Consider the following 21,754-nt stretch of genomic DNA (forward strand, 5'->3'; position numbering starts at 1 on the left):
ATTCGGCCCACGCCCGTCGAACCCGTACCCTCGTGGGTGTGAGTGACGCCGTGAGGACCCTCGGTCGCATCGCCCTCGGGACCACCGCGCTCGGCGCGGCCACCGTCGCCTACGCGGCGGGTTATGAACGCACCCGGTGGACCCTGCGACAAGCCACCCTGCCGGTCCTGGCGGAAGGCGCGCGACCACTGCGCGTGCTGCACATCACCGACCTGCACATGCTCCCCGGGCAGAAGTCCAAGCAGCGCTGGGTGGCAGAGCTGGACAAGCTCAACCCGGACCTGGTGGTCAACACCGGCGACAACCTGGCACACCGCCAGGCCGTGCCCGCCGTGGTCCGCGCCCTCGGCCCACTGCTCAACCGCCCCGGCGTGTTCGTCTTCGGCAGCAACGACTACTACGCGCCCAAGCCGAAGAACCCGCTGCGCTACCTGTTCCCGTCGAACAAGCGCATCCACGGCATCCCCCTGCCCTGGCAGGACCTCCGCGCCGCCATGGTCGAACGCGGCTGGATCGACCTGACCCACACCCGCACCCTGTTCACCGTCGACGGCCGCACCATCGCCGCCGCCGGTGTCGACGACCCGCACCTCAAGCGCGACCGCTACGACGACATCGCGGGCAAACCGGACCGCCAGGCCACCCTCCGCCTCGGCGTCACCCACTCCCCCGAACCGCGCGTCCTGGACCGCTTCGCCGAAGACGGCTACGACCTGGTGATGGCAGGCCACACCCACGGCGGCCAACTCCGCATCCCCGGCTACGGCGCCCTTGTCACCAACTGCGAACTCGACCGCGGCCGCGCCCGAGGCACCTCACGCTGGGGAGCCCACACGTGGCTCCACGTATCCGCGGGCCTGGGCACCTCCCCCTACGCCCCGGTCCGCTTCGCCTGCCCGCCCGAGGCCAGCCTGCTGACCCTCGTACCCCGCACTACCAGCAACGATCCGGCGCTGGACGGCTCAGGGGGAGCCCGGTTCGGAGCCGGTGCACGCGTCCGTTAGACTTACCAACGTTCCACCGGGGTGTGGCGCAGCTTGGTAGCGCGCTTCGTTCGGGACGAAGAGGTCGCAGGTTCAAATCCTGTCACCCCGACGTAGATCAGGGGCCACCGAAAGCATTTCGGTGGCCCCTGATCTCGTTTCCAAGTCACCGCACCGGCGGTGACTTAACGGGGACGTTCAGCCAGTATGCGCGGGCATGAGCTGTTTCGGGAGATGTAGGCCTCCAGCGATGGACTGATCAGGGCGGCGAGCGCCAGCAGACGATCGTGCCGTTCCGCCAGGTCCACATTGGTCAGGGATTCGTGGTGGGCGACGCGGTTGCGCAGCTGGTGCAGTCTCGCGGCATGTCCGTCGACCACGGGGCGAGCCGTTCCCGGCACGAAGGCATGGTGCAGGTAGGGGACCCACAGTGGTTGGTGTTGCCTGCGGCTGGTCAGGTAGCGCCAGAAACCGAAGTTCAGTTCGGCGATGACCTTGCCCGGCGCGGGTTGGGTGCCGGGCAAGGACACAGGCGTGGCCTTCCGGACCGCCTGGGCGAGCTGTTCGCGGGACTTCCTGTTGTCATCGACGAGGCGACCGTTGGCCGCGGTCGTCATCTGAGGCGGGAAGAACACGTGCGCTTGGAAGACCCAGTGCTGTCCGCCAGGCTGGACACCCCGGCTCAATGCTCGGGCGTAGGCGTTGCGCAGCCCGACTTCGAGGTGGGCGAGGTCGTGGTGGAACGCAGACGAGATCGCGGTGTTCCACTCGTAGAGCGCGACCGCGAGCTCGCGGTCCTGGTTCGCGGCCTGCAGGTACACCGCGAACCTGGGTACCGAAAGCCAGTCTTCGATCCAGCTGCCCGCACCGGCCGCTGCCATGCACACCTCTCACTGTGACCGATCCGGCGGGTTACCTCGATCGGCCAAATCTGCTAAAATTGCTCTCGAATAGCCCCGGATGCGCCCCTGACCTGCTGGTCATGCCGCCGGGGCTTTGCATTTCCCGGGGCTCTCGCCGAGCTGATGACCACATCCTACGTGTATGAACGGTCACCGCGCGTGAGCATGGTCCCGGCGCGCCCATGTCAGCCTGTCCTGGGCGCGTCGGGTGTCGACCACCACAGGTTGAGGCCGACTCAGCGGTTGACCTCCATCGCGGTGAAGGTCGTACGGTCGTCCTGTCTAGTGGGAGGATGGGTGTGTGACTGTTTCTGTGGTAGGTATTGGGGGGTCGTTGCGGGTCGGCTCGCAGTCTGAGCGGGCGCTGCATATTGCGTTGGCCGGGGCGGCTGAGGCTGGGGCTCGGACGACCGTATTGTCCGGGGCTGATCTGGTGTTGCCGTTCTATGATCCGGCGATTCCCGAGCGGACGGACGCGGCCAAGAATTTGGTAGAGACGTTGCGGGAGGCTGATGGGATTATTCTGGCCTCGCCCGGGTACCACGGGACTATCTCTGGGCTGGTGAAGAACGCGCTCGATTATGTCGAGGATCTGCGTGGGGATGAGCGGGTCTATTTCGATGGGCGGGCGGTTGGGTGTATCGCTACTGCTGCGGGGTGGCAGGCGTCGGTTAATACGTTGGCGGCGTTGCGGGCTGTGGTGCATGCGTTGCGGGGGTGGCCTACGCCGTTGGGGGTGGCGGTTAATACGCTTGAGGTTAAGTTCGACGAGGTGGGGGGGTGTACTGCGCCTCATGTTCCGGAGAATTTGCGGGTTATTGGGGTGCAGGTTGCGGAGTTTGCGCTCAAGCATAGATAAAATTGGGCTGGTGCTGTGTTTGTTGGCCTCGGCTTCGCCTCGGCGGCGGGATCGCCTTTAGCCGGTCTCTTCCCGCCCGATCCCACTCGGCCCTGGGGGCCTCCTGGGATCGGGCGGGAAGAGACCGGCGCGATCCCGCGTGGTGGTCCAGTCAGGGGTGGCTGGGTTAGGGGTGGTCGAGTTGGGGGGTGGCTGGGGTGGGAGGGTGGGGGGGCGAGACGGTGCGATCCCGTGTGGTGGTGGGGTTTAGGGAGAGTGGGGGCTGGGTGGTCGGGACTGGAGCCGGGGTGGGAGGAGGTTCGGGTGAGGTTGGCTGAGGTGGTTGCCCGGGTTCCGGTGGGGGTTCAGGCTGCGGTGGTGCGGGCCGTGGTGGGGATGCCTGCTGGGGTGCGGCGGATGTTGGTGGGGGCTCCTGTGCGGGTGGATGGGCAGGAGTTGGCACTGGAAGCGCAGTTGGTGTTGTGGTTCAACCGGCTGGTTAGGCATTCGTTTTTGGCGGAGCAGCCGGAGGTGGCGCGGGGGCGGATGGACAGGTCGCGGGGGTTGATTGGGGGGCCTGCGATTCCTGGGGTGGCCACGCGTGAAGTGCCGGTGGGGCGGGTTTATGTGCCTACCGGGGTTGGGGAACGGGCGCCACTGTTGGTTTTCTATCATGGTGGCGGGTGGGTTGTCGGGTCTGTTGACTCGCATGATGATGTTTGTCGGTTCTTGGCTTGGCATGCCGGAGTGAAGGTGTTGTCGGTCGAATATCGACTGGCGCCTGAGGAGCCGTTTCCTGCCGCTGTTGATGATGCGATGGCAGGGTTTCGGTATGCGGTCGAAAATGCCGCCGAGCTTGGGATCGACCCGGAGCTGATTGCCGTGGGCGGCGACTCGGCTGGCGGGAATCTTGCGGCTGTGACGGCGTATCAGGCGAAGCGGAACGACAGCCCGCAGCCGGTGTTTCAGATGTTGCTCTATCCGGCGGTGGATGCGACGACTCGGCGGGCGTCGAGGGATTTGTTCACCGATGGGTATTTCCTCACCGATGCCGATATCGACTGGTTTTGCGACCACTACTGCCCGGATGTCGAGCAGCGCGGCGACGTGCGGATTTCCGTGCTGGGAGCAGAGGATCTGAGCGGATTACCCGCCGCCTACATCGCTACGGCCGGGTTTGATCCGTTGCGTGATGAAGGGGCGGCGTACGCCGAGCGGCTGCGGGAGGCGGGTGTGCCGGTCGTGTACAGCTGTCAGCGGGACCTGATCCACGGTTACGCCAGCTTCTTCGCCGTCGGGACGCGGTTCCGGGAGGCGTTGCTGGAGGCGGCGACGGCGTTGCGGCTCGGTCTGGCGCTCAACGGCCGGTGAGGGTGCCCGCCCCAGGCAAGAGGGCAGGCACCCGGGCGGCTAGCGGAGTTTCAGGGCGCGCAGGGCGAAGTGGACCTCGATCAGGGACTGCTTGATCGTCTCGGCCACCACCAGCGACCCGTGGCCCGCGTCGTAGCGATACACCTCGTACGGCTGTTCGCGGGCGGCTAGGCGGTCGAGGTAGTTGTCGATCTGGCGGATGGGGCAGCGCGGGTCGTTCTCCCCCGCCAGCACCAGGACCGGCACCCGGACCTGGTCGACGTAGGTGATTGGGGAGCACTCGACGTAGCGGTCGTGGAAGTCGGCGGGCGAGCCGCCGAAAAGTGCCCGGTCGAAGGCGCGCAGGGGTTCCATCTCGTCCTCGTACGCCGCCAGGTAGTCGGCCACCGGGACACCCGCCACGCCCGCCGCCCACAGGTCCGGCTGGGTGCCAAGAGCCAGGAGGGCTAGGTAGCCACCCCAGGAGGCGCCGTTGACCACGCACGCCTTCGGGTCGGCCAGGCCGGATTGCACGGCCCACGTGTGCACGGCCCGCACGTCCTCCAGTTCCGTGAGACCGGGGCGGCCCTCGATGGCGTCGCGCCAGACGGAGCCGTAGCCGGTCGAGCCTCGGTAGTTCACGTGCACCACGGCGAAGCCCGCGTCGACCCACATGGCGCGGTACGCCGAGAACCGGTCCTCGTCCGCCGCGTGCGGGCCGCCGTGCAGGCTGAACACCGTGGGCAGCGGGCCGTCGGGGGCGTGGGCGGGGCGGGCGACGAGGGCGTGCACGCGGCCGTTCGGGGTGTCCACGAAGGCGTCCACGACGGGTGAGCTGGACGGCGCGCGGTCGCCGGGCGGGGTCAGCAGGACGGCGTCCGTGCCGTCGGCGAACAGGGCGCGGACCACGGACGGCTCCGCGGCGCTGGACCAGGAGTACTCGACCGTCCCGTCCGGACGGGTGTGCGCGTTGCCGATCGTGCCTGCCGGAGTGTCCAAAGTGGACAGTGTGCCGCTCGCGATGTCGTAGCGATGCAGGGTGTTGCGGGCCTCGTGGGTGTGCGCGACCAACAGGGCAGTGCCGTCGGTGTACCAGTCTGCCTCGACCTCGCCGGGCAGGTCGAGGACGATCTCCTGCTCGGTGTCCGCGGCGACGTCCCAGATCAGCAGTTCCTCGCGGCCGCGGCGCTCGTGCAGGACCAGCAGCCGCTGGTCGCCCGCGACCGGGCTGAACGCGATCCCGTTGAGCCCCTTGCCCTTGCCGTCCCACTTCTCGGCCACAGTAGACCCGTCGGCGACGGACAGCACGCGCAGCGCGGGGTGGCGGTTGTCGCCGTGTTCGGAGTGCGCGATGGCCAGCAGGGTCTCGTCCCGGGAGAGCGCGGACACGCCGCCGTCGTGCTCGTTCTGGTAGATGACCTTCGCCTCCTGGCCCGCGTGCGCCAGGAAGATCGTGGTCCCGTCGTCGTCCGCGACACCGACCACGCGCACCCGGTCGCCGATCTCCAGACCGGCCGGGTAGCCCGCCTTGCTGCCGGGCACCGCGGGGGCGGCCGCGCTGCCCGCCGGGCGGCCCGCGAACGGCTCGACCACCCAGACGCCGAACTCGTCGCCGTCGGTGTCGGCGAACCACCAGATCGACTCGCCGTCCGGGGCGACGGTGGCGTGCAGGGTGCCGTTGGGGCGGTCGGTGACCTGCCGGTGCGTGTCGGTGGCGCGGTCCCAGGCGTAGACCTCCCAGACGCCGCTGGCGTTGGAGACGTAGACGGTGCGGTCGGGCGCCTCCAGCGCCCAGTCGGGCAGGGACACCCGGGCGGCGTGGAAGCGTGCCCGCCAGCGCGCCTCGGCCTGCTCGTCGCTGAACAGGTGGTCCGGCACCTCGGCCAGGGGATGAGTGGTCACCCGGCTGATCCTGCCGGCTGGACCGGCCGCCGTCGCCCGCTGTTAGAGGGGGACGGCCGTCCGAACGCCGGTTCCGGATGGCCGACCAGGCCAACCCGAGCCACCCTCGATTTGTGGCGTTTTCGCAGCTCAAACCGGTTGCGACAAGCGGGTGAACCGACCTTGGTTCGAACATATGTGTCATACCCCGGCGGTAAGATCGAGGTCGACGACCAGCGAGGGGAGACGGGCGAGATGCCTACCCAGGTCCAGACGCACCGGCCGGATGACGCGGTGACGGTGAGTGCTTCTTCCTTTGCCGAGTACGCCGCCGGGGATCGGCGGCGGCGCACCGAGATCGTGACCGCGGCGCACGAGCGGGCGGCCGACCCGGACAACTGCGGGCGGGTGTTCTACCTGCCGATCCTGGCCGCGATGGCCACCGCCGCGCGGTCGGAGTACCCGGAGCGGGTGCTGTCCGGCGCGGTGGCCGCGGCCGAGCTCAACGGGCAGCCGCGGGCGTTCGCCGAGGTGGCCGACGGGTTCCTGGCCTGGTGGTGGCGGTCCCGGCTGACCGCGGTCGACAGCGGGGCGACGGTGCTGCGGGTCGGCGAGCTGGAGCTGGTGGTGGCGCCGCACCTGGCGGTGCGCGACCGGCACGGCGGCACCCAGATCGTGCTGTTCCACCTGAAGGAGGCGCCGCTGACCAAGGACGCGGCCAATGCGGCGCTGCGTGTGCTGGCGGTGTGCGAGCCCGAGCTGCTGGCGGGTGCGCGGCCGCTGGTGGTCGACGTCCGCCGGGCGAAGGAGCACCGGCTCCGCCGCGACCTGAGCACCACGAGATTGGACGCCTGGCTGAGCGCGGAGGCGGCCGCCTATTCCACGCACTGGCACCACATGGCTCCGTGATGCACCAATTCCCGCAAGAATTCGACTCTGCTGAATAGCGGGATCGCGGAAACGAAAATGGGCCGGTAATCCGATCCGGGGGGATGGATCGGATTACCGGCCCGGTGCCACTATCGGCACACGAGAGAGCTACGAGGTGGGATCAGTGGCCCAGCAGGCCGCCGACCAGCGGCAGGCCGGAGAGCAGGCCACCGGCGCCGCCCGCACCACCGGTCAGGCCGCCAAGCAGGCCACCCACCAGCGGCAGACCGCCCAGCAGGCCACCCGCACCACCGGCGCCGCCGGTCAGGCCGCCCAGCAGACCGCCGACGAGCGGCAGACCGCCCAGCAGGCCACCGGCACCGCCGGACGCGCCGCCGGTCAGGCCGCCGAGCAGACCGGTGACGGCGCCCAGACCGGGCAGGCCACCGACCACGCCGGAGTTACCGGTGAGGCTGCCCAGCAGGTTGTTCACCAGCTGCTGCACGCTGGTCAACAGGTTGGTCACGACGCTCAGCCCCGGCACACCGCCGGTGGCTCCGCCGAGCAGGCCGCTCACGTCCGGGATGGGCAGGCCGGACAGGCCAGGCAGACCCTGCTGGACCTGCGCGAGCTTGGCGCTCGCGTCGGCCGCCCGCGGGTCGGGTGTCTGCGCCAGTGTGGTGCGCAAGTCGTTGAACGCGGTGCGTACACCCGCGAGGTCTTGTCGGTCGATCGCTGTCTTGAGCTGGCTGTCGACCGTCTGGATCCGCTCGACAGTTGCCGACGACGCGGTGGCGGTTTCCGCCTGTGCCAATCCGGCACCACCGAGGGCGAGAAGACTACCCGCGGCGGCCGCGGCGACGAAGCGAGCGATCTTGTTCATCGGTTTCTCCTTGTCGGTTGTCCATGTGTTGGACCACCAACTCAGTACCGGGGAAATGCGCTCGAATCCATTCTTCCCAGCCGCCGCGAAACAATGATCAAGCGGAGAGTGAGGGGTTTATTCCGACTTCGGGTGACGGTGGAGTGACTACGGGTAAGTCACGGACTACGGCTAGTCATCACCGCCGAGAGGAACGCGGCCGCGTCCCTGCCCGAAGGGGCAGGTGTCGCACGATCAGGCGGGAAACCGGCAGACCTGGCCGGTCGAGTGACAGACCGGTCGGTTTTTCTGGAGTGGTTCAAGAAAGCGGTGTCGGATATTGGCTTGACCGAACCCGCTCGGTGCGGTGCCATCGGCGCATGCAGCTGTACCGCCGGATGCTCGGCCTCCCCGGCGTGCGCACGCTGATGACCTTGATGTTCTTCGCCCGCATCCCGCTGGCGGCCGCCAGCATGGTGCTCACCCTGCAGGTCGCCGTCGGCCTCGGCCGCGGTTACGGCCAAGCGGGCCTCGTCGGCGCGGCCAGCACGATCGGCGTGGCGATCGGCGCACCGGTGATGGGCATGGTCGTCGACCGGTACGGGCTTCGCCCGATGGTGTTGTTCGCCACTGTCTGCGAGACCGCGTTCTGGCTCACCGCCCGGTACATGTCCTACCCCGTCCTGCTCGGCGCGGCGTTCCTCGGCGGGCTGCTGTCCCTGCCCACCATGTCGATCGCCCGCCAGGCCATCGCCGCGATGGTCCCGGACGACCTGCGTCGCACGGCGTTCTCGATGGACTCGATCTCGGTTGAACTGAGCTTCATGGTCGGCCCCTCGGTGGCGGTCGTCCTCGCCACCAACGTCTCCCCGGCGGCCGCGACCACCGCGCTGGGCATCGCGAGTTTCGTGGTCGGCATGGCGATCGCGATCTTCAACCCCCGCGTACGCGCCGAACACGAGCAGGACGAGCGCGGCCGGATCCCCCGACGGGAATGGCTGACCCCCCGCCTGATCGGCGTCATGGCGGTGGGCGGCGGGGCGGTGTTCGTCCTCGCGGGCACGGACGTGACGGTCGTGGCCGCGCTGCGGGGACAAGGTCAGCTGGACTGGGCCTGGGCCCTGGTGGTGATCATCTGCACGGCGTCGGCCCTGGGTGGGCTGGTGCATGGGGCGGTGCACCGGTCGCTGCCGCAGGTGTGGCTGATGGTGCTGCTCGGCGCGCTGACGATTCCGGTGGGACTGCTGCTGGACCCGTGGTGGTTGATGGCGCTGGCGCTGGTGCCCGCGAGCGCCATGTGCGCGCCGACGATCGCGGCCACGGGTGAGGAGGTGACCCGGCTGTCGCCCGTGTCGATGCGCGGGGAGGCGACCGGGTTGCAGAGCTCGGCGATGACGTTGGGCGCCTCGATGGGGGCGCCGGTGGTGGGGTTCGTGGTGGACCACTCGTCGCCGGGGTGGGGGTTCGTGGTGGGGGGCGCGGGTGGGCTGTTGATCGGGATCGGGGCGATGGTGTTGAGCAGCCGATCCGCTCGACGGGTTCCGGTCGCGTAGGTGCGCCTGTCTGTTTCTTAGACGCTTGTTCGCACCCTTCGTTCGGGACGAAGAGGTCGCGGGTTCACCTCCGGCCGCTTCCATCGCTGGGATGGGTGAAAAGTTCGGGCCGGAAATGGCTCGCGCCGCAGGTCCGGGGGTGGGCCTGCGGCGCGAGACGGTTCTATCGGGTTACAGCGTGGAGATCAGGGATTCGGCGATCTCGTAGGTGTTGAGGGCGGCACCCTTGCGGAGGTTGTCGCCGCAGACGAAGAAGTCGAGGGTGTTGGGGAAGTCGAGGGCCTGGCGGATTCGGCCGACGTAGGTGGGGTCGCCGCCGACGACGTCGGCGGGGGTGGGGAACTTGCCGGTCGCGGGGTCGTCGACCAGGACGATGGAGGGCTGGCCCGCGAAGATCTCCTGGGCCTTGGCGACGGTGACCGGCGAGGCGAAGGTGGCGTGGACCGCGAGCGAGTGGGTGGTGACCACTGGGACGCGGACGCAGGTGGCGGAGACCTTCAGGTCCGGGATGCCGAGGATCTTGCGGGACTCGTTGCGGACCTTCAGTTCCTCGCTGGCCCAGCCGTCCTCCTTCAGCGAGCCTGCCCAGGGGACCACGTTCATGGCCAGCGGGGCCGGGAACGGGGAGTCCTCTTGGGACAGACCGGCCGCGGTCAGGGCCTCGCGGACGTCGCCTGCGCGGGTGCCGACCTGCTTGCCGCTGACGGCCGCGTACTCGGCGTACAGGCGGTCGATGCCTGCCTGGCCCGCGCCGGAGGCCGCCTGGTAGGAGGCGACGACCAGTTCGCGCAGGCCGAACGCGTGGTGCAGGGCACCGATGGCGGCCATCATCGACAGGGTGGTGCAGTTGGGATTGGCGATGATGCCGCGCGGGCGGGTGGTGACCTTGTCCTGGTTGACCTCCGGCACCACCAGCGGCACCTGGTCGTCCATCCGGAACGCGCCGGAGTTGTCGACCGCGATGGCGCCGCGGGCGGCGGCGATCGGGGCCCATTCGGCGGAGACCTCGTCCGGGACGTCGAACATGGCGACGTCGACGCCGTCGAAGACCTCCGGGGCCAGGGCCTGGACGGTCAGCTCCTGGCCGCGGACGGTGAGCTTCTTGCCTGCCGAGCGCGGCGACGCGATCAGCCGGACCTCACCCCACGGCCACTCGGCGCGGCCATTGAGAATGTCGATCATCATGGTGCCCACGGCGCCGGTCGCGCCGACCAGGGCGAGTACGGGTGCCATCAGCGACCACTCCCCGCGTAGACGACGGCGGCCTCGTCGCCGCCGAGTTCGAAAGCCTCGTGGATCGCGCGCACGGCCTCGTCCAGCTGGGTGTCGCGGATGAGGACCGAGATGCGGATCTCCGAGGTGTTGATGATCTCGATGTTCACCCCGGCCTTGGCCAGCGCCTCGCAGAACGTGGCGGTGACCCCGGGGTGCGAGCGCATGCCCGCGCCGACCAGGGACACCTTGCCGACGTGGTCGTCGTAGAGGACCTGGGTGAAGCCCAGCTCGTCGCGGATCTTCTCCAGCGCGGCGACGGCGGTGGGGCCGTTGCTCTTGGAAAGGGTGAACGTGATGTCCGTGCGGCCGGAGGCGGTGCTGGACACGTTCTGCAGCACCATGTCGATGTCGATCTCGGTGTCGGCGACCGTGCGGAAGATCCGCGCGGCCAGGCCCGCGGTGTCCGGCACGCCGACCACGGTGACCTTGGCCTCGGACCGGTCGTGCGCGACGCCGGTGATCATCGCCTGTTCCACGGTCAAGTCCTCCATTGAGCCGGACACGGTGGTTCCCGGCTTCGTGCTGTACGACGAACGGACATGGATGGGCACGCTGTAGCGGCGCGCGTACTCGACGCAGCGGAGCATGAGCACCTTGGCCCCGCTCGCCGCCATCTCCAACATCTCCTCATAGGTGACGTGGTCGAGTTTCTTGGCGTCCGGCACGATCCGCGGGTCGGCCGAGTAGACGCCGTCCACATCGGTGTAGATCTCGCAGACGTCGGCGTTGAGCGCGGCGGCCAGCGCCACCGCGGTCGTGTCCGAGCCGCCGCGGCCGAGCGTGGTCACGTCCTTGGTGTCCTGGCTGACCCCCTGGAAGCCCGCGACCAGAACGATGTGGCCCTGGTCCAGGGCCTCGCGCACCCGGCTGGGGGTGACGTCGATGATCCGCGCTTTGCCGTGCCGGGAGGTGGTGATCACGCCTGCCTGGGAGCCGGAGAACGAGCGGGCCTCGGCGCCCAGGGCGCTGATGGCCATCGCGACCAGCGAGTTGGAGATCCGCTCACCGGCGGTGAGCAGCATGTCCATCTCGCGCTCCGGCGGCACCGGGTTGACCTGTTTGGCGAGGTCGAGCAGCTCGTCGGTGGAGTCGCCCATGGCCGAGCACACCACCACCACGTCGTTCCCCGCCTTGCGCGTCGCGACGATGCGCTCGGCGACGCGTTTGATCCGGTCGGCGGTTTCGAGCGAGGATCCGCCGTACTTCTGGACGACGAGCGCCACTGCGTGCAACCTCCTCATGCCGAGTACGCGTGTGGGCCTCCACCGGCCCGACGCCGCACATCGGGGGTGAGCCTACCTGCGCCATCACCGGTGTTCCGCGGCTCTTGTGGCCCCCGCCACTGCGGTGCCACCGAGTGGCGGAACGCGGCGACTACTGTGAGGCTGCCGAGCCAGCCAACCAGTCGGGGAAGGATCAGCCGGTGTCCGCCACGGACGTGACCAGCACCGCGCCGGGGAACGCGGCCAAGGACGCAGACAGCCCCACACCGCATGACGAGGACGGCCCCGGCGAGGCGGCCAGGACCGGGCTGTTGGACAGCTGGCCGCCGAGCAGGTTGCTGCGGCTGTTCGCGCCCGCGCTGGTCTTCCTCGGTGTCCGGGAGATCGGGCTGCTCGGGTTGAGCTGGATGTCGGGGCGCAACGACATCTCGGCGAGCGACGCGCTGCGGTCGTGGGACGGGCAGTGGTTCCTGTCCATCGCGGCCAACGGCTACTCGGGAGTACCGCCGCACCTGGTCGACGCGTTCGGCAAGCGCAGCCCGGAGACGCCGTTGGCGTTCTTCCCCGGCTATCCGACGCTCGTCGGCTGGGTGCACGACCTGGGTTTCCGGCTGGTGCCGTCGGCGCTGGCGGTCACGATCGTGTTCGGCATGGTGTGCGCGTACGGCCTGGCCCGGCTGGGGACGATCCTGCCCGGCGGGTCGTGGCGGGTGGGGCTGATCCTGGTGGCGCTGTTCGCCGCCTCGCCGATGTCGATCGTGTTGTCCATGGCCTACTCGGAGTCCGTGTTCTGCGCGTTCGCGGTGTGGGCGCTGGTGTGTGTGTTGGAACGTGAGTGGGTCACCGCCGGGATCTGTTGCGCGCTCGCCGGTCTGGTCCGACCGACGGCGGCGGCGCTGGTGCTGGCGATCGTGCTGGCCGCGGCGATCGCGATCGTGCGCCGCCGGGACGGATGGCGGCCGTGGGCGGGCGTGGTGATCGCGCCGATGGGCCTGGTCGGCTACCTGGCCTGGGTGGGCAGCCGGACCGGCGAGTGGGACGGCTGGTTCGCCCTGCAGGAACGCGGCTGGGCATCCGGTTTCGACGGTGGCGCCGCGACAGTGAAGTTCGGACTCGACATCCTCGGCAACGGCCGCTCGGTGCTGGAGGTGGCCACCGTCGGGTTGATCGTGACCGCGCTGGTGCTGCTGGTGCTGACAGTCAGGGCGCGGGTGCCGTGGCCGCTGGTCGTGTACACGGCTGGTGTGCTGGTGATGGACCTGTGCTCGAACGGGCTGATGAACTCCAAGGTCCGGCTGATGGTGCCCGCCTTCGTCCTGCTCGTCCCGATCGCGCTGGCGCTGGACAAGCGCAAGCGGTCGACGATGGTCCTGGTGCTGGCGGCGGTCGCGGTGACCGGGTCGTGGTTCGGCGCCTACTCCGTGACAGCGTGGGGCTATGCGATCTGACCACCACGAGGCGCACGGCGAGTTCGCGCCGCACCCGCTGATCCGCGACCGGTGGAGCCCGCGCGCGCTGGACCCGGACGGCGTCGTGCCGACCGAGGCGCTGCTGCGGATGCTCACGGCTGCCCGCTGGGCACCGTCCTATGGCAACACCCAGCCCGCCCGCTACCTCGTCGGTCCACGTGGAACGGACACGTTCGACCGGATCCTGGCGTTGCTGGTACCGGGAAACCAGGCGTGGGCACGCAATGCGGGCGCGCTGCTGGTGGCGTGCGCGCAGCTGGAGAACGCGAAGGGACCGGTGCCGTACGCCGAGTACGGGGTCGGGTTGGCGACGCAGAACCTGGTGCTGCAAGCGGTGGCTGAAGGTCTGGTGGCCCACCAGATGGCGGGCTTCGACGCGCCGGGTGTGGCCGCCGAGTTCGGTCTACCCGGGACGGTCCGGCCGTTGACGGCGGTGGCCGTCGGCGTCCTCGGCTCGCCCGACCTGTTGCCGGAGGACCGGCGCGATCGGGAAACCGCGCCGAGGCACCGGATTCCGTTGTCCAAGTTGGCGTTCACCCAGCACTGGGACCATCCCTTCACGACCGGGTGAACCTCGCGCGGCTGTCCACTCAGCCGAGCCTGCGGACCAACCTGCTGACAGCGGACGAGAGAGCCAGCCAGAACACCACCGCCAGGCTGTAATTGATCAGCAGACCCAGCTTCCGGTCCTCCGGCGTGAACAAAGTCTTGAACGCCAACGCGAGCGGCTCGGCCACGACGCGCGCCGCCGACGCGATCGGGTTGGCCGGGTCCACGTTGCCCATGACCAAGACCACGTGGATCACCAGGACGAACGCGACCAACAGTCCGACCAGGCGGATGAGACGCGAGACTGTCCCCATCGCCGCGCCGCGGATCTCGGGTGCGGCGCGGCGATGGGCGTCCCGACCGGACGTGTCGGTGGCGGGCTCGGCCATGCCACGGGTACCGGTCAGCGGACCAGCCGGGCGATGAACCCGGCCACGACCAGCCAGAACACCGCGGCGAGACCATAGTTGACGATCACCGCGAGGGTCGGGTTGTCGATCGGGAACAGCCCGGGGAAGAACAGTGCGAGCGGTTCCGCGAGTGAGCGGATGAACTGGAAGAAGGCGTTGCCCGCGTTGGCACCGAGGACGTTGAGCAGGATGTAGACGACCTCGATGATCGCGAACAGGGCGCCGATACCGGTGATGATCCGAGCCGCGGAACCGCGGGTGCTGGTGCCGTGCCATCGACGAGTAACCATGCCTGGAAAGTGCCCCTGACCTCGATGGTCGTAACTACTCCGAACGGCCCAACGCGCTCGGCGGTCCAGCATGTGGACTTCTGATTCCGCACTCGTGGCCCGCTGTGGCTAGGCTGGCCCGGTGGCGCGCGCTCTCCTGCTCCTTCTCCGCCGCGACGGGGTCTGACCACAGACCGGCTCCCCGTCGCGGAGATCGGTGTTGCCGCCGGTCGTCGTCGTCACCCCTCGGAGAACCCCGCGATGAGCACCCAGCCCGACCCGATAGCGACCACGCCCAGCCGCCTGCGCACCCCGAGCAGGCAGGCGCCCGGTGACCAACCGGCGTGGAATCCGCAACGCGGCAGTTCGATGCCGTTCCACCGGTACCGGCCGTTCCACGAACAGGTCGAGACCGTCGACCTGCCGGACCGCACCTGGCCGACCAAGCGGATCACCGCCGCGCCGCTGTGGTGCGCGGTCGACCTGCGCGACGGCAACCAGGCCCTGATCGACCCGATGTCCCCGGCCCGCAAGCGGCGCATGTTCGACCTGCTGGTGCGGATGGGCTACAAGGAGATCGAGGTCGGCTTCCCGGCTGCCAGCCAGACTGACTTCGACTTCGTCCGGGAGATCATCGCCGAGGGCGCGGTACCCGAGGACGTCCGGATCCAGGTGCTGACCCAGGCCCGCCCGGAACTGATCGAGCGCACCTTCGAGGCGCTGGAGGGCGCGCACAGCGCGATCGTCCACCTGTACAACTCGACGTCCATCCTGCAGCGCCGGGTGGTGTTCCGGTCGGACCGCGAGGGCGTCAAGAAGATCGCCACCAATGGCGCGGAGACGATCCTGACGCTCGCCGAGAAGTACGGCGACACCGACTTCCGCTTCGAGTACTCACCCGAGTCGTACACCGGCACGGAGCTGTCGTACGCCCTGGAGGTGTGCGACGCGGTGTCCGCGATCTGGCAACCCACCCCGGACCGGCCGATGATCGTCAACCTGCCCGCGACCGTCGAGATGGCCACCCCGAACGTCTACGCCGACTCGATCGAGTGGATGCACCGCAACCTGGCCAACCGCGAGTCGCTCATCCTGAGCCTGCACCCGCACAACGACCGGGGCACCGGCGTGGCCGCCGCCGAGCTGGGCTACCTGGCGGGCGCGGACCGCATCGAGGGCTGCCTGTTCGGCAACGGCGAGCGCACCGGCAACGTCGACCTGGTCACCCTGGGCATGAACCTGTTCAGCCAGGGCATCGACCCGCAGATCGACTTCTCCGACATCGACGAGATCCGTCGCTCGGTCGAGTACTGCAACCAGCTGCCGGTCGCCGAACGCCACCCGTGGGGCGGCGACCTGGTCTTCACCGCCTTCTCCGGCAGCCACCAGGACGCCATCAACAAGGGCTTGGACGCACTGGCCGCGGCCGCGCAGGACGCCGGGGTACCGGTCGAGGAGCACCAGTGGGAGGTGCCCTACCTGCCGATCGACCCGAAGGACGTCGGCCGCAGCTACGAGGCGGTCATCCGGGTCAACTCCCAGTCCGGCAAGGGCGGCGTCGCCTACGTGATGAAGACCGAGCACCAGCTGAAGCTGCCGCGCCGACTGCAGATCGAGTTCTCCCAGGTCATCCAGGCCGTGACGGACAGCGAGGGTGGTGAGGTCACGCCAAAGGAGATGTGGGACGTGTTCGCCACCGAGTACCTGGACCGGGTCTCTCCCTTGCGCCTGCGCCGTAACCGGATCTCCGACGATGGCGAGGGGCGGGACGAGATCGCCGCCACAGTGGAGGTCGAAGGCGAGGAGCACGAGGTCCGTGGTGTGGGCAATGGGCCTATCGCGGCGTTTGTGGACGCGTTGGCCACTGTTGGCTATGACGTCCGCGTCTTGGACTACACCGAGCATGCTTTGAGTTCTGGTGATGATGCGCGTGCTGCGGCTTATGTGGAGTGCACCATCGGTGAGAAGACGTTTTGGGGTGTGGCGGTGGACTCATCCATTGTCACTGCTTCGCTGCGTGCGGTGGTTTCTGCAGTGAACCGTGCTTTGCGCTGAGGGTTCACTGTCCTGACGGGACGGAAGCGTGTCGGGTGCTGCTCGTGTTGGGGCATTGGGCGCGCTTTTGTCTTGTCATCCTCAAAGATGTATTGGGCTGCTGCTGTGTTTATTGGCTCGGCTCCGCCTCGCGGCGGGATCGCCTTTAGCCGGTCTCTTCCCGCCCGATCACGTGCGGCCCGGGGGCCGAACGTGATCGGGCGGGAAGAGACCGGCGCGATCCCGCGTGGTGGTCCAGTTAGGGGTGGCTGAGTTGGGGGGTGAGATTAGGCCGCGTTCTCTGGGAAGTGGCAGGCTGCCTGGTGCCCGGGGGCCAGCTCGACCAGCGCGGGCTCCGTCGTCTTACAGACCTCCTGCGCCTTCCAGCACCGGGTATGGAACCGACACCCCGACGGCGGATTGATCGGGCTGGGCACATCCCCCTGCAACCGAATCCGCTCCCTCCGCTCCCGCCGCGAGGTATCCGGAATCGGCACCGCAGAGAGCAAAGCCACCGTGTAGGGATGCATCGGGCGCTCGTACAGCGAAGTCCGGTCGGCGATTTCCATGATCTTGCCCAGGTACATCACCGCGACCCGGTCGGAGACGTGGCGGACTACCGACAGGTCGTGCGCGATCATCACGTAGGTCAGGTCGAACTCGTTCTGCAGGTCCTCCAGCAGGTTTACCACCTGGGCCTGGATGGACACGTCCAGCGCGGACACCGGCTCGTCGGCGACGATCAGCTTGGGGCGCAGGGCGAGTGTGCGGGCGATGCCGATGCGCTGTCGCTGGCCGCCGGAGAACTCGTGCGGGTAGCGGTTGTAGTGCTCGGGGTTGAGGCCGACCAGCTCCAGCAGGTCCTGCACGGCCTTCTTCACCCCGTTTTCGGTCTGCACCTTCTGCAGCCGGAACGGCGCGCCGACGATGGTGCCGACGGTGTGCCGGGGGTTCAGCGAGGAGTACGGGTCCTGGAAGATCATCTGCACGTCCCGGCGCAGCGGCCGCATGTCCGATGTGGACAGGTGGGAGATGTCCCGGCCGTCCAGCTGGATCCGGCCGCCGGTCGGCTCGATCAGCCGGGTGAGCAGCCGACCGGTGGTGGTCTTGCCGCACCCGGACTCGCCGACCAGCGACAGCGTCTCGCCGCGTCGGACCGAGAAGGTCAGGCCGTCCACCGCCTGCACCGCGCCCACCTGCCGTTGCAGCAGGCCGCGCCGGATCGGGAAGTGCTTCTGCAGGCCGTCGACGACCAGCAGGTCCTCGCCAAGGCGGCGCTCGGCCGCCGGACCGTCTGTCTGCGTGCTCACGGCGTCCTCACTCACAGCTTCGGCCTGATCTCGGTGTCCCAGATGCGCATCCGGTCCTCGGCGCCCAGGTGGCAGGCGATGTGGTGACCGCCGCCGACGTCGCGGAACTCCGGCCGCACGGTGAAGCTGAGGTTGCCGTTGGTGCCCGCGTACGCGCAGCGCGGGTTGAACGGGCAGCCCTCCGGCACGTTGATGAGGCTCGGCGGGGTGCCCTTGATCGGCTGCAGGCGCTCGGTACGCTCACGGTCCAGCCGGGGCATCGAGCTGAGCAGGCCCCAGGTGTAGGGGTGCTGCGGGGTGTTGAAGATATCCGCGGCGGAGCTGTACTCCACCGCGCGCCCGGCGTACATGACCATGATGTCGTCCGCCAGCTCGGCGACCACGCCCAGGTCGTGGGTGATGATGACGACCGCGGAGTTGAACTCCTGTTGTAGGTCCCGGATCAGGTCCAGGATCTGCGCCTGCACGGTCACGTCCAGCGCGGTGGTCGGCTCGTCCGCGATCAGCAGCTCCGGGTCACAGGACAGCGCCATCGCGATCATCGCGCGCTGCCGCATGCCGCCGGAGAACTGGTGCGGGTAGTCGTCCACCCGGGACGTGGGGTTCGGGATGCCGACCCGGTCCAGCAGGTCGATGGCGTGCTTGCGGGCCACCTTCTTGCTCACCGGGTTGTGGATCCGGTACGCCTCCACGATCTGCGTGCCAACGGTGTAGAAGGGGTGCATCGCGGACAGCGGGTCCTGGAAGATCATCGCCATCCGCTTGCCGCGCAGCTTGCGCACCCGGTCCGGGTTCATGCCCACCAGGTTCTGCCCGTCCAGCAGGATCTCGCCGGTGATCCGCGCGGTGCCCGCCTTGTGCAGGCCCATGATCGACAGGCTGGTCACGCTCTTGCCAGAGCCGGACTCGCCGACGATGCCGAGGGTGCGGCCGCGGTCGACCGAGAAGCTCAGATCGTCGACCGACTTGACCACGCCGTCGTCGGTCGGGAAGTGCACGCGCAGCTCGCGCACCTGCAGGAACGGGGAGCCGGTCGCGGCGGGCCGGGGTTCGGCCGCGGCCGCGAGGGCGTCTTCGGGGTTCTGGCTCACTTCGCTCGCACCCTCGGGTCGACGACGGCGTACAGGAGGTCCACGACCAGGTTCGCGATCACGACGAAGAACGCCGCCAGGATCGTGACCCCCATGACCTTGGGCAGGTCGTAGTTGACGATGCCCTCGATGGCGTACTTGCCCAGGCCGGGCAGCGAGAACGCGCTCTCGGTGAGCACCGCGCCACCGAGCAGCAGGCCGACGTCGAGGCCGAAGATGGTCAGGATCGGGGTCAGCGCGCCGCGCAGCCCGTGTCGCACCACGACCGCGGGCTCGGCCAGGCCCTTGGCCCGCGCGGTGCGGATGAAGTCCTCGTTCATCGTCTCCAGCATCCCGGCCCTGGTGAGCCGCGCGTACTGGGCGGAGAACAGCAGCGCCAGGGTGATCCACGGCAGGATCAGGTTGTACGCCCACTGGCCGGGGTCGTCCGCGATATCGGTGTACGAGCCGCCGACCGCGGTCCAGCCCAGCCCGTAGCTGAAGATCGACAGCGACAGCAGGCCGGTGAAGAAGATCGGCAGCGACACGCCCGCGAGCGAGACGCCCATGGCGAGCCGGTCGAACACCGAGCCCCGGTACACCGCGGAGATCGTGCCGATGGTGATCCCGCCGAGCAGCCACAGCGTGGCGGCGCCGACGGCCAGCGACAGCGTCACCGGCAACCGGTCCATCAGGTCCGGCCACACCGGCTGGTAGGTGCGGAACGAATAGCCGAGGCAGGGGGCCGGGCAGTGTTCGATGCCGGAGCCGTAGTTGTAGTCGGCACCCGCGAAGATGCCCTTCAACCAGCGCCAGTACTGCTCATACAGCGGGTCGTAGAAGCCGAGGTTCCGAGCCATGTCCCGGATGGTGTCGGGCGTGGCGGCGCGGCCGACGTAGCGCGAGGCCAGGGTCTCCGGCGTGGCACCGAGCAGCCGCGGCATCAGGAAGAAGATCCCGAAGGTCACCATGCTGACGATGATCAGGAGCACGACCGCCGCGAACAGCCGCCTGATGATGTATGTGATCACAGTGGCCGGCACCGGCGGCGGGCCGGGGAGGTCGTCCCCGGCCCGCCGCCTGTCGCCTTCACCTGCCTATCTAGGGACAGAGTCGACGGGAGACTTACGCCATGCCAAGCGAGAGGTAGTCGTACATGCCGTAGGCCTCGCTGACGAAGACGTTCGTCAGGCCCTTGCCGCGCAGCAGCAGGCTCTTGCCGTGCACACCGGGCAGGATGACCGCCTCTTCCATGACCCGCTTGTCGATCGCCGACCAGTCGCCCTCGCGCTTGGACTTGTCGGTCTCGCTGACCGCCTTGTCCAGCATCTGGTCGACCTCGGGGATGCGCACGGAGGTGTTGGTGGAACCACCGGTCTCCCGGATCACACGGCTGTCGACCAGCTCGGCGAGGAAGCCGTAGCCGTCGTTCCAGTCGGCCATCCAGCCGTTCTGCACCAGGCCAAGGTTGTTCGCGCGGACGAACGGCGGGTTGCCCGCGAACTGCGAGAAGTAGTCACCGCTCGGGTACGCCTTCAGGGTCAGCTTGATGCCTGCGCGGCCGAGCGACTGCTGCAGCGCCTCGGCGGTCGCCTTCTCCCGCGGCCGGTCGGAGCGGTAGCCGATGTTGGTCTCGAAGCCGTCCGCGTGCCCGCACTCGGCCAGCTTCTCCTTGGCCTTGGCCACATCGCCCTTGTTGTCCGGGCCAGCCGGGTACAGGTCGAACTTCTGCGCGCCCGGCACGGCGGGCGGCATCAGCTGGGTCGCGATGTCACCGCCGGAGAACGGGCCGCCGAACGCGGTCTGGTAGGCGGTGCGGTCCGCGGCGTACTCGACCGCCTCGCGGCAGGCCTTGTTGTCGAACGGCGCGACCGTCGGGTTGATGCCGGTGTACCAGAGCCGCGTGGTGGACGGGTTGTCCGCCTGGCCCTTCAGCGTCGGGTCGCCGAGCACCCGGCTCAGCGAGGCCGCCTGCACGCCGGTGCCCTGCACGTCGACCTGGACGTCGCCCTGGATCAGGCGGTTGTCGATGTCGTCGGCGTTGACGTTCATGCTGACCTCGTAACCGTCCGGCAGCGCCTTGCGGTTCGGGTCGGTTGCGGCGTCCCACTGGTCGTTGCGGACCAGCTTGAAGCCCTTGTCGATCTCGTTGGTGGAGAACTTGTACGGGCCCGTGGCGAGCACGTGCTCCTTGTACTTCTTGCCGGTGTCCTTGGCCTCCTGGACCGGGGCCGTCTGCGGGATCATGGCGAAGTAGTCGAAGCCGCCGAATGACGCCTTGAGGTGGAAGACGATGGTGCTGTCGTCCGGGGTCTCGATCGCCGAGTCGGTGTTGGCGTCCTTGTTCTTGTACGGGCCCTGGTAGCCGTCCGGCCAGGCAAGGGTGTTCTTGAAGTAGGAGGGCCCGTTGGGCAGCACCTCCTTGTCGATCGACCTGAGCACGCCGTACTTGACGTCCTTCGAGGTGACCGGGGTGCCGTCCTCGAACTTGACACCCTTGCGCAGCTTGTAGGTCCAGGTCTTGCCGCCGTCGCTGGGAACGCCGAGCGACTCGGCCAGGTCCGGCACGAGCTCCGCGGAACCCTTGCCGGCCGCGGGCTTGAACATCGTCAGCGACCGGGTGTAGAGGCGGGCGAAGTTCCAGCTGTAGGCGTAGTAGGTGTCACCGGGGTCGACCGAATCCCACTTGTCGGCGTTGGCGACCTTGATGACGCCGCCCTTCTTGTCCGACGGGTTGAAGACCTGCCCGAGTGCCGCGTTGAAGGCGGCGGTGGTGCTGCTCCCGCCGCTCCCGTTGGTGCTGCCGCCGGTGCTGGTGCTGCCGCCACCACAGGCGGAGAGCCCCATCACGACAGCCGCGCCCGCGGCGACCGCGGTAACCACGCGCTTGCTGTTCATAGTGCTGT

Annotated in this window: 19 protein-coding genes and 1 tRNA gene; 9 read left to right on the top strand and 11 right to left on the bottom strand. The window is 68.7% G+C overall.

Features of this window, described 5'->3' with window-relative positions:
• Positions 1–50 precede the first annotated feature (50 nt).
• Together C503_RS0119580 and C503_RS0119585 are read left to right on the top strand one after the other, a co-directional pair.
• Positions 51–1,004 carry a metallophosphoesterase gene (locus tag C503_RS0119580; RefSeq protein WP_033400829.1) on the top strand — a complete coding sequence of 318 codons (954 nt, stop codon included), beginning with the start codon at positions 51–53 and terminating at the stop codon, positions 1,002–1,004.
• A 17-nt stretch (positions 1,005–1,021) separates the two neighbouring features.
• Positions 1,022–1,095: transfer RNA gene (locus tag C503_RS0119585), tRNA-Pro, on the top strand.
• A gap of 73 nt (positions 1,096–1,168) precedes the next feature.
• Here C503_RS0119585 and C503_RS0119590 read toward each other — a convergent pair.
• On the bottom strand, positions 1,169–1,864 hold the full coding sequence (locus tag C503_RS0119590) for an Abi family protein (RefSeq protein ID WP_018683920.1): 696 nt from the start codon (positions 1,862–1,864) through the stop codon (positions 1,169–1,171).
• A 322-nt stretch (positions 1,865–2,186) separates the two neighbouring features.
• Here C503_RS0119590 and C503_RS0119595 point away from each other — a divergent pair, with 322 nt between their 5' ends.
• Both C503_RS0119595 and C503_RS0119600 read left to right on the top strand, forming a co-directional pair.
• Positions 2,187–2,744: an NADPH-dependent FMN reductase gene (locus tag C503_RS0119595; protein ID WP_026316484.1), complete on the top strand. Its 558-nt coding sequence runs from the start codon at positions 2,187–2,189 to the stop codon at positions 2,742–2,744.
• Between the two features lie 303 nt (positions 2,745–3,047).
• Positions 3,048–4,094 carry an alpha/beta hydrolase gene (locus tag C503_RS0119600; protein WP_018683922.1) on the top strand — a complete coding sequence of 349 codons (1,047 nt, stop codon included), beginning with the start codon at positions 3,048–3,050 and terminating at the stop codon, positions 4,092–4,094.
• Positions 4,095–4,133: 39 nt separating this feature from the next.
• Here the strand turns inward: C503_RS0119600 and C503_RS0119605 are convergent, their stop codons facing one another.
• Entirely contained in the window at positions 4,134–5,975 is a 1,842-nt protein-coding gene (locus tag C503_RS0119605) for a S9 family peptidase (RefSeq protein ID WP_018683923.1), read from the bottom strand.
• 234 nt (positions 5,976–6,209) lie between these two features.
• Here C503_RS0119605 and C503_RS0119610 point away from each other — a divergent pair, with 234 nt between their 5' ends.
• Positions 6,210–6,863, top strand: coding sequence for a hypothetical protein (locus C503_RS0119610; protein WP_026316486.1), 654 nt, complete (start codon positions 6,210–6,212; stop codon positions 6,861–6,863).
• A 142-nt stretch (positions 6,864–7,005) separates the two neighbouring features.
• On the opposite strand, the gene C503_RS0119615 is transcribed toward C503_RS0119610, so the two are convergent.
• Complete coding sequence (locus C503_RS0119615; protein WP_018683925.1) at positions 7,006–7,707, bottom strand: hypothetical protein; 702 nt, start codon at positions 7,705–7,707, stop codon at positions 7,006–7,008.
• Positions 7,708–8,066: 359 nt separating this feature from the next.
• Between C503_RS0119615 and C503_RS0119620 the strand changes: the two genes are divergently transcribed.
• The gene (locus C503_RS0119620; RefSeq protein WP_018683926.1) at positions 8,067–9,239 is read left to right on the top strand and encodes an MFS transporter; all 1,173 of its coding nucleotides are present in this window, start codon (positions 8,067–8,069) and stop codon (positions 9,237–9,239) included.
• Positions 9,240–9,410: 171 nt separating this feature from the next.
• Here the strand turns inward: C503_RS0119620 and C503_RS0119625 are convergent, their stop codons facing one another.
• Both C503_RS0119625 and C503_RS0119630 read right to left on the bottom strand, forming a co-directional pair.
• Positions 9,411–10,472, bottom strand: a complete 1,062-nt coding sequence (locus tag C503_RS0119625) for an aspartate-semialdehyde dehydrogenase (RefSeq protein WP_018683927.1) — start codon at positions 10,470–10,472, stop codon at positions 9,411–9,413.
• On the bottom strand, positions 10,472–11,737 hold the full coding sequence (locus C503_RS0119630; protein WP_018683928.1) for an aspartate kinase: 1,266 nt from the start codon (positions 11,735–11,737) through the stop codon (positions 10,472–10,474). Before C503_RS0119630 ends, C503_RS0119625 begins: the two co-directional genes overlap by 1 nt.
• 200 nt (positions 11,738–11,937) lie before the next feature.
• On the opposite strand from C503_RS0119630, the gene C503_RS0119635 reads away from it, so the two are divergent.
• A complete protein-coding gene (locus C503_RS0119635; protein ID WP_018683929.1) occupies positions 11,938–13,185 on the top strand; it encodes a glycosyltransferase family protein in 1,248 nt (415 codons plus the stop codon).
• The gene (locus C503_RS0119640) at positions 13,175–13,777 is read left to right on the top strand and encodes a nitroreductase family protein (RefSeq protein ID WP_018683930.1); all 603 of its coding nucleotides are present in this window, start codon (positions 13,175–13,177) and stop codon (positions 13,775–13,777) included. Before C503_RS0119635 ends, C503_RS0119640 begins: the two co-directional genes overlap by 11 nt.
• A 19-nt stretch (positions 13,778–13,796) precedes the next feature.
• Here the strand turns inward: C503_RS0119640 and C503_RS0119645 are convergent, their stop codons facing one another.
• Entirely contained in the window at positions 13,797–14,144 is a 348-nt protein-coding gene (locus tag C503_RS0119645; protein ID WP_018683931.1) for a hypothetical protein, read from the bottom strand.
• 14 nt (positions 14,145–14,158) lie between these two features.
• The gene (locus C503_RS0119650) at positions 14,159–14,455 is read right to left on the bottom strand and encodes a hypothetical protein (protein ID WP_018683932.1); all 297 of its coding nucleotides are present in this window, start codon (positions 14,453–14,455) and stop codon (positions 14,159–14,161) included.
• A 240-nt stretch (positions 14,456–14,695) separates the two neighbouring features.
• Here C503_RS0119650 and leuA point away from each other — a divergent pair, with 240 nt between their 5' ends.
• A complete protein-coding gene (gene leuA, locus C503_RS0119655; RefSeq protein WP_026316488.1) occupies positions 14,696–16,489 on the top strand; it encodes a 2-isopropylmalate synthase in 1,794 nt (597 codons plus the stop codon).
• Positions 16,490–16,755: 266 nt separating this feature from the next.
• On the opposite strand, the gene C503_RS0119660 is transcribed toward leuA, so the two are convergent.
• The 4 genes from C503_RS0119660 to C503_RS0119675 all read right to left on the bottom strand — a co-directional run bounded on the left by C503_RS0119660 (position 16,756) and on the right by C503_RS0119675 (position 21,746).
• Positions 16,756–17,778 (bottom strand): ABC transporter ATP-binding protein, encoded by a 1,023-nt coding sequence (locus C503_RS0119660; RefSeq protein WP_245572528.1) that lies wholly within the window; start codon positions 17,776–17,778, stop codon positions 16,756–16,758.
• Between the two features lie 11 nt (positions 17,779–17,789).
• Positions 17,790–18,869 carry an ABC transporter ATP-binding protein gene (locus C503_RS0119665; RefSeq protein WP_018683935.1) on the bottom strand — a complete coding sequence of 360 codons (1,080 nt, stop codon included), beginning with the start codon at positions 18,867–18,869 and terminating at the stop codon, positions 17,790–17,792.
• Positions 18,866–19,879: an ABC transporter permease gene (locus C503_RS0119670; protein ID WP_026316489.1), complete on the bottom strand. Its 1,014-nt coding sequence runs from the start codon at positions 19,877–19,879 to the stop codon at positions 18,866–18,868. The genes C503_RS0119665 and C503_RS0119670 overlap by 4 nt, the downstream gene beginning before the upstream one ends.
• A gap of 94 nt (positions 19,880–19,973) precedes the next feature.
• Positions 19,974–21,746 (bottom strand): ABC transporter substrate-binding protein, encoded by a 1,773-nt coding sequence (locus tag C503_RS0119675; RefSeq protein WP_018683937.1) that lies wholly within the window; start codon positions 21,744–21,746, stop codon positions 19,974–19,976.
• Between the last annotated feature and the right edge of the window lie 8 nt (positions 21,747–21,754).

Origin of the sequence: Actinokineospora enzanensis DSM 44649, assembly GCF_000374445.1 — a bacterium.
In the GTDB taxonomy this organism is placed as follows: domain Bacteria; phylum Actinomycetota; class Actinomycetes; order Mycobacteriales; family Pseudonocardiaceae; genus Actinokineospora; species Actinokineospora enzanensis.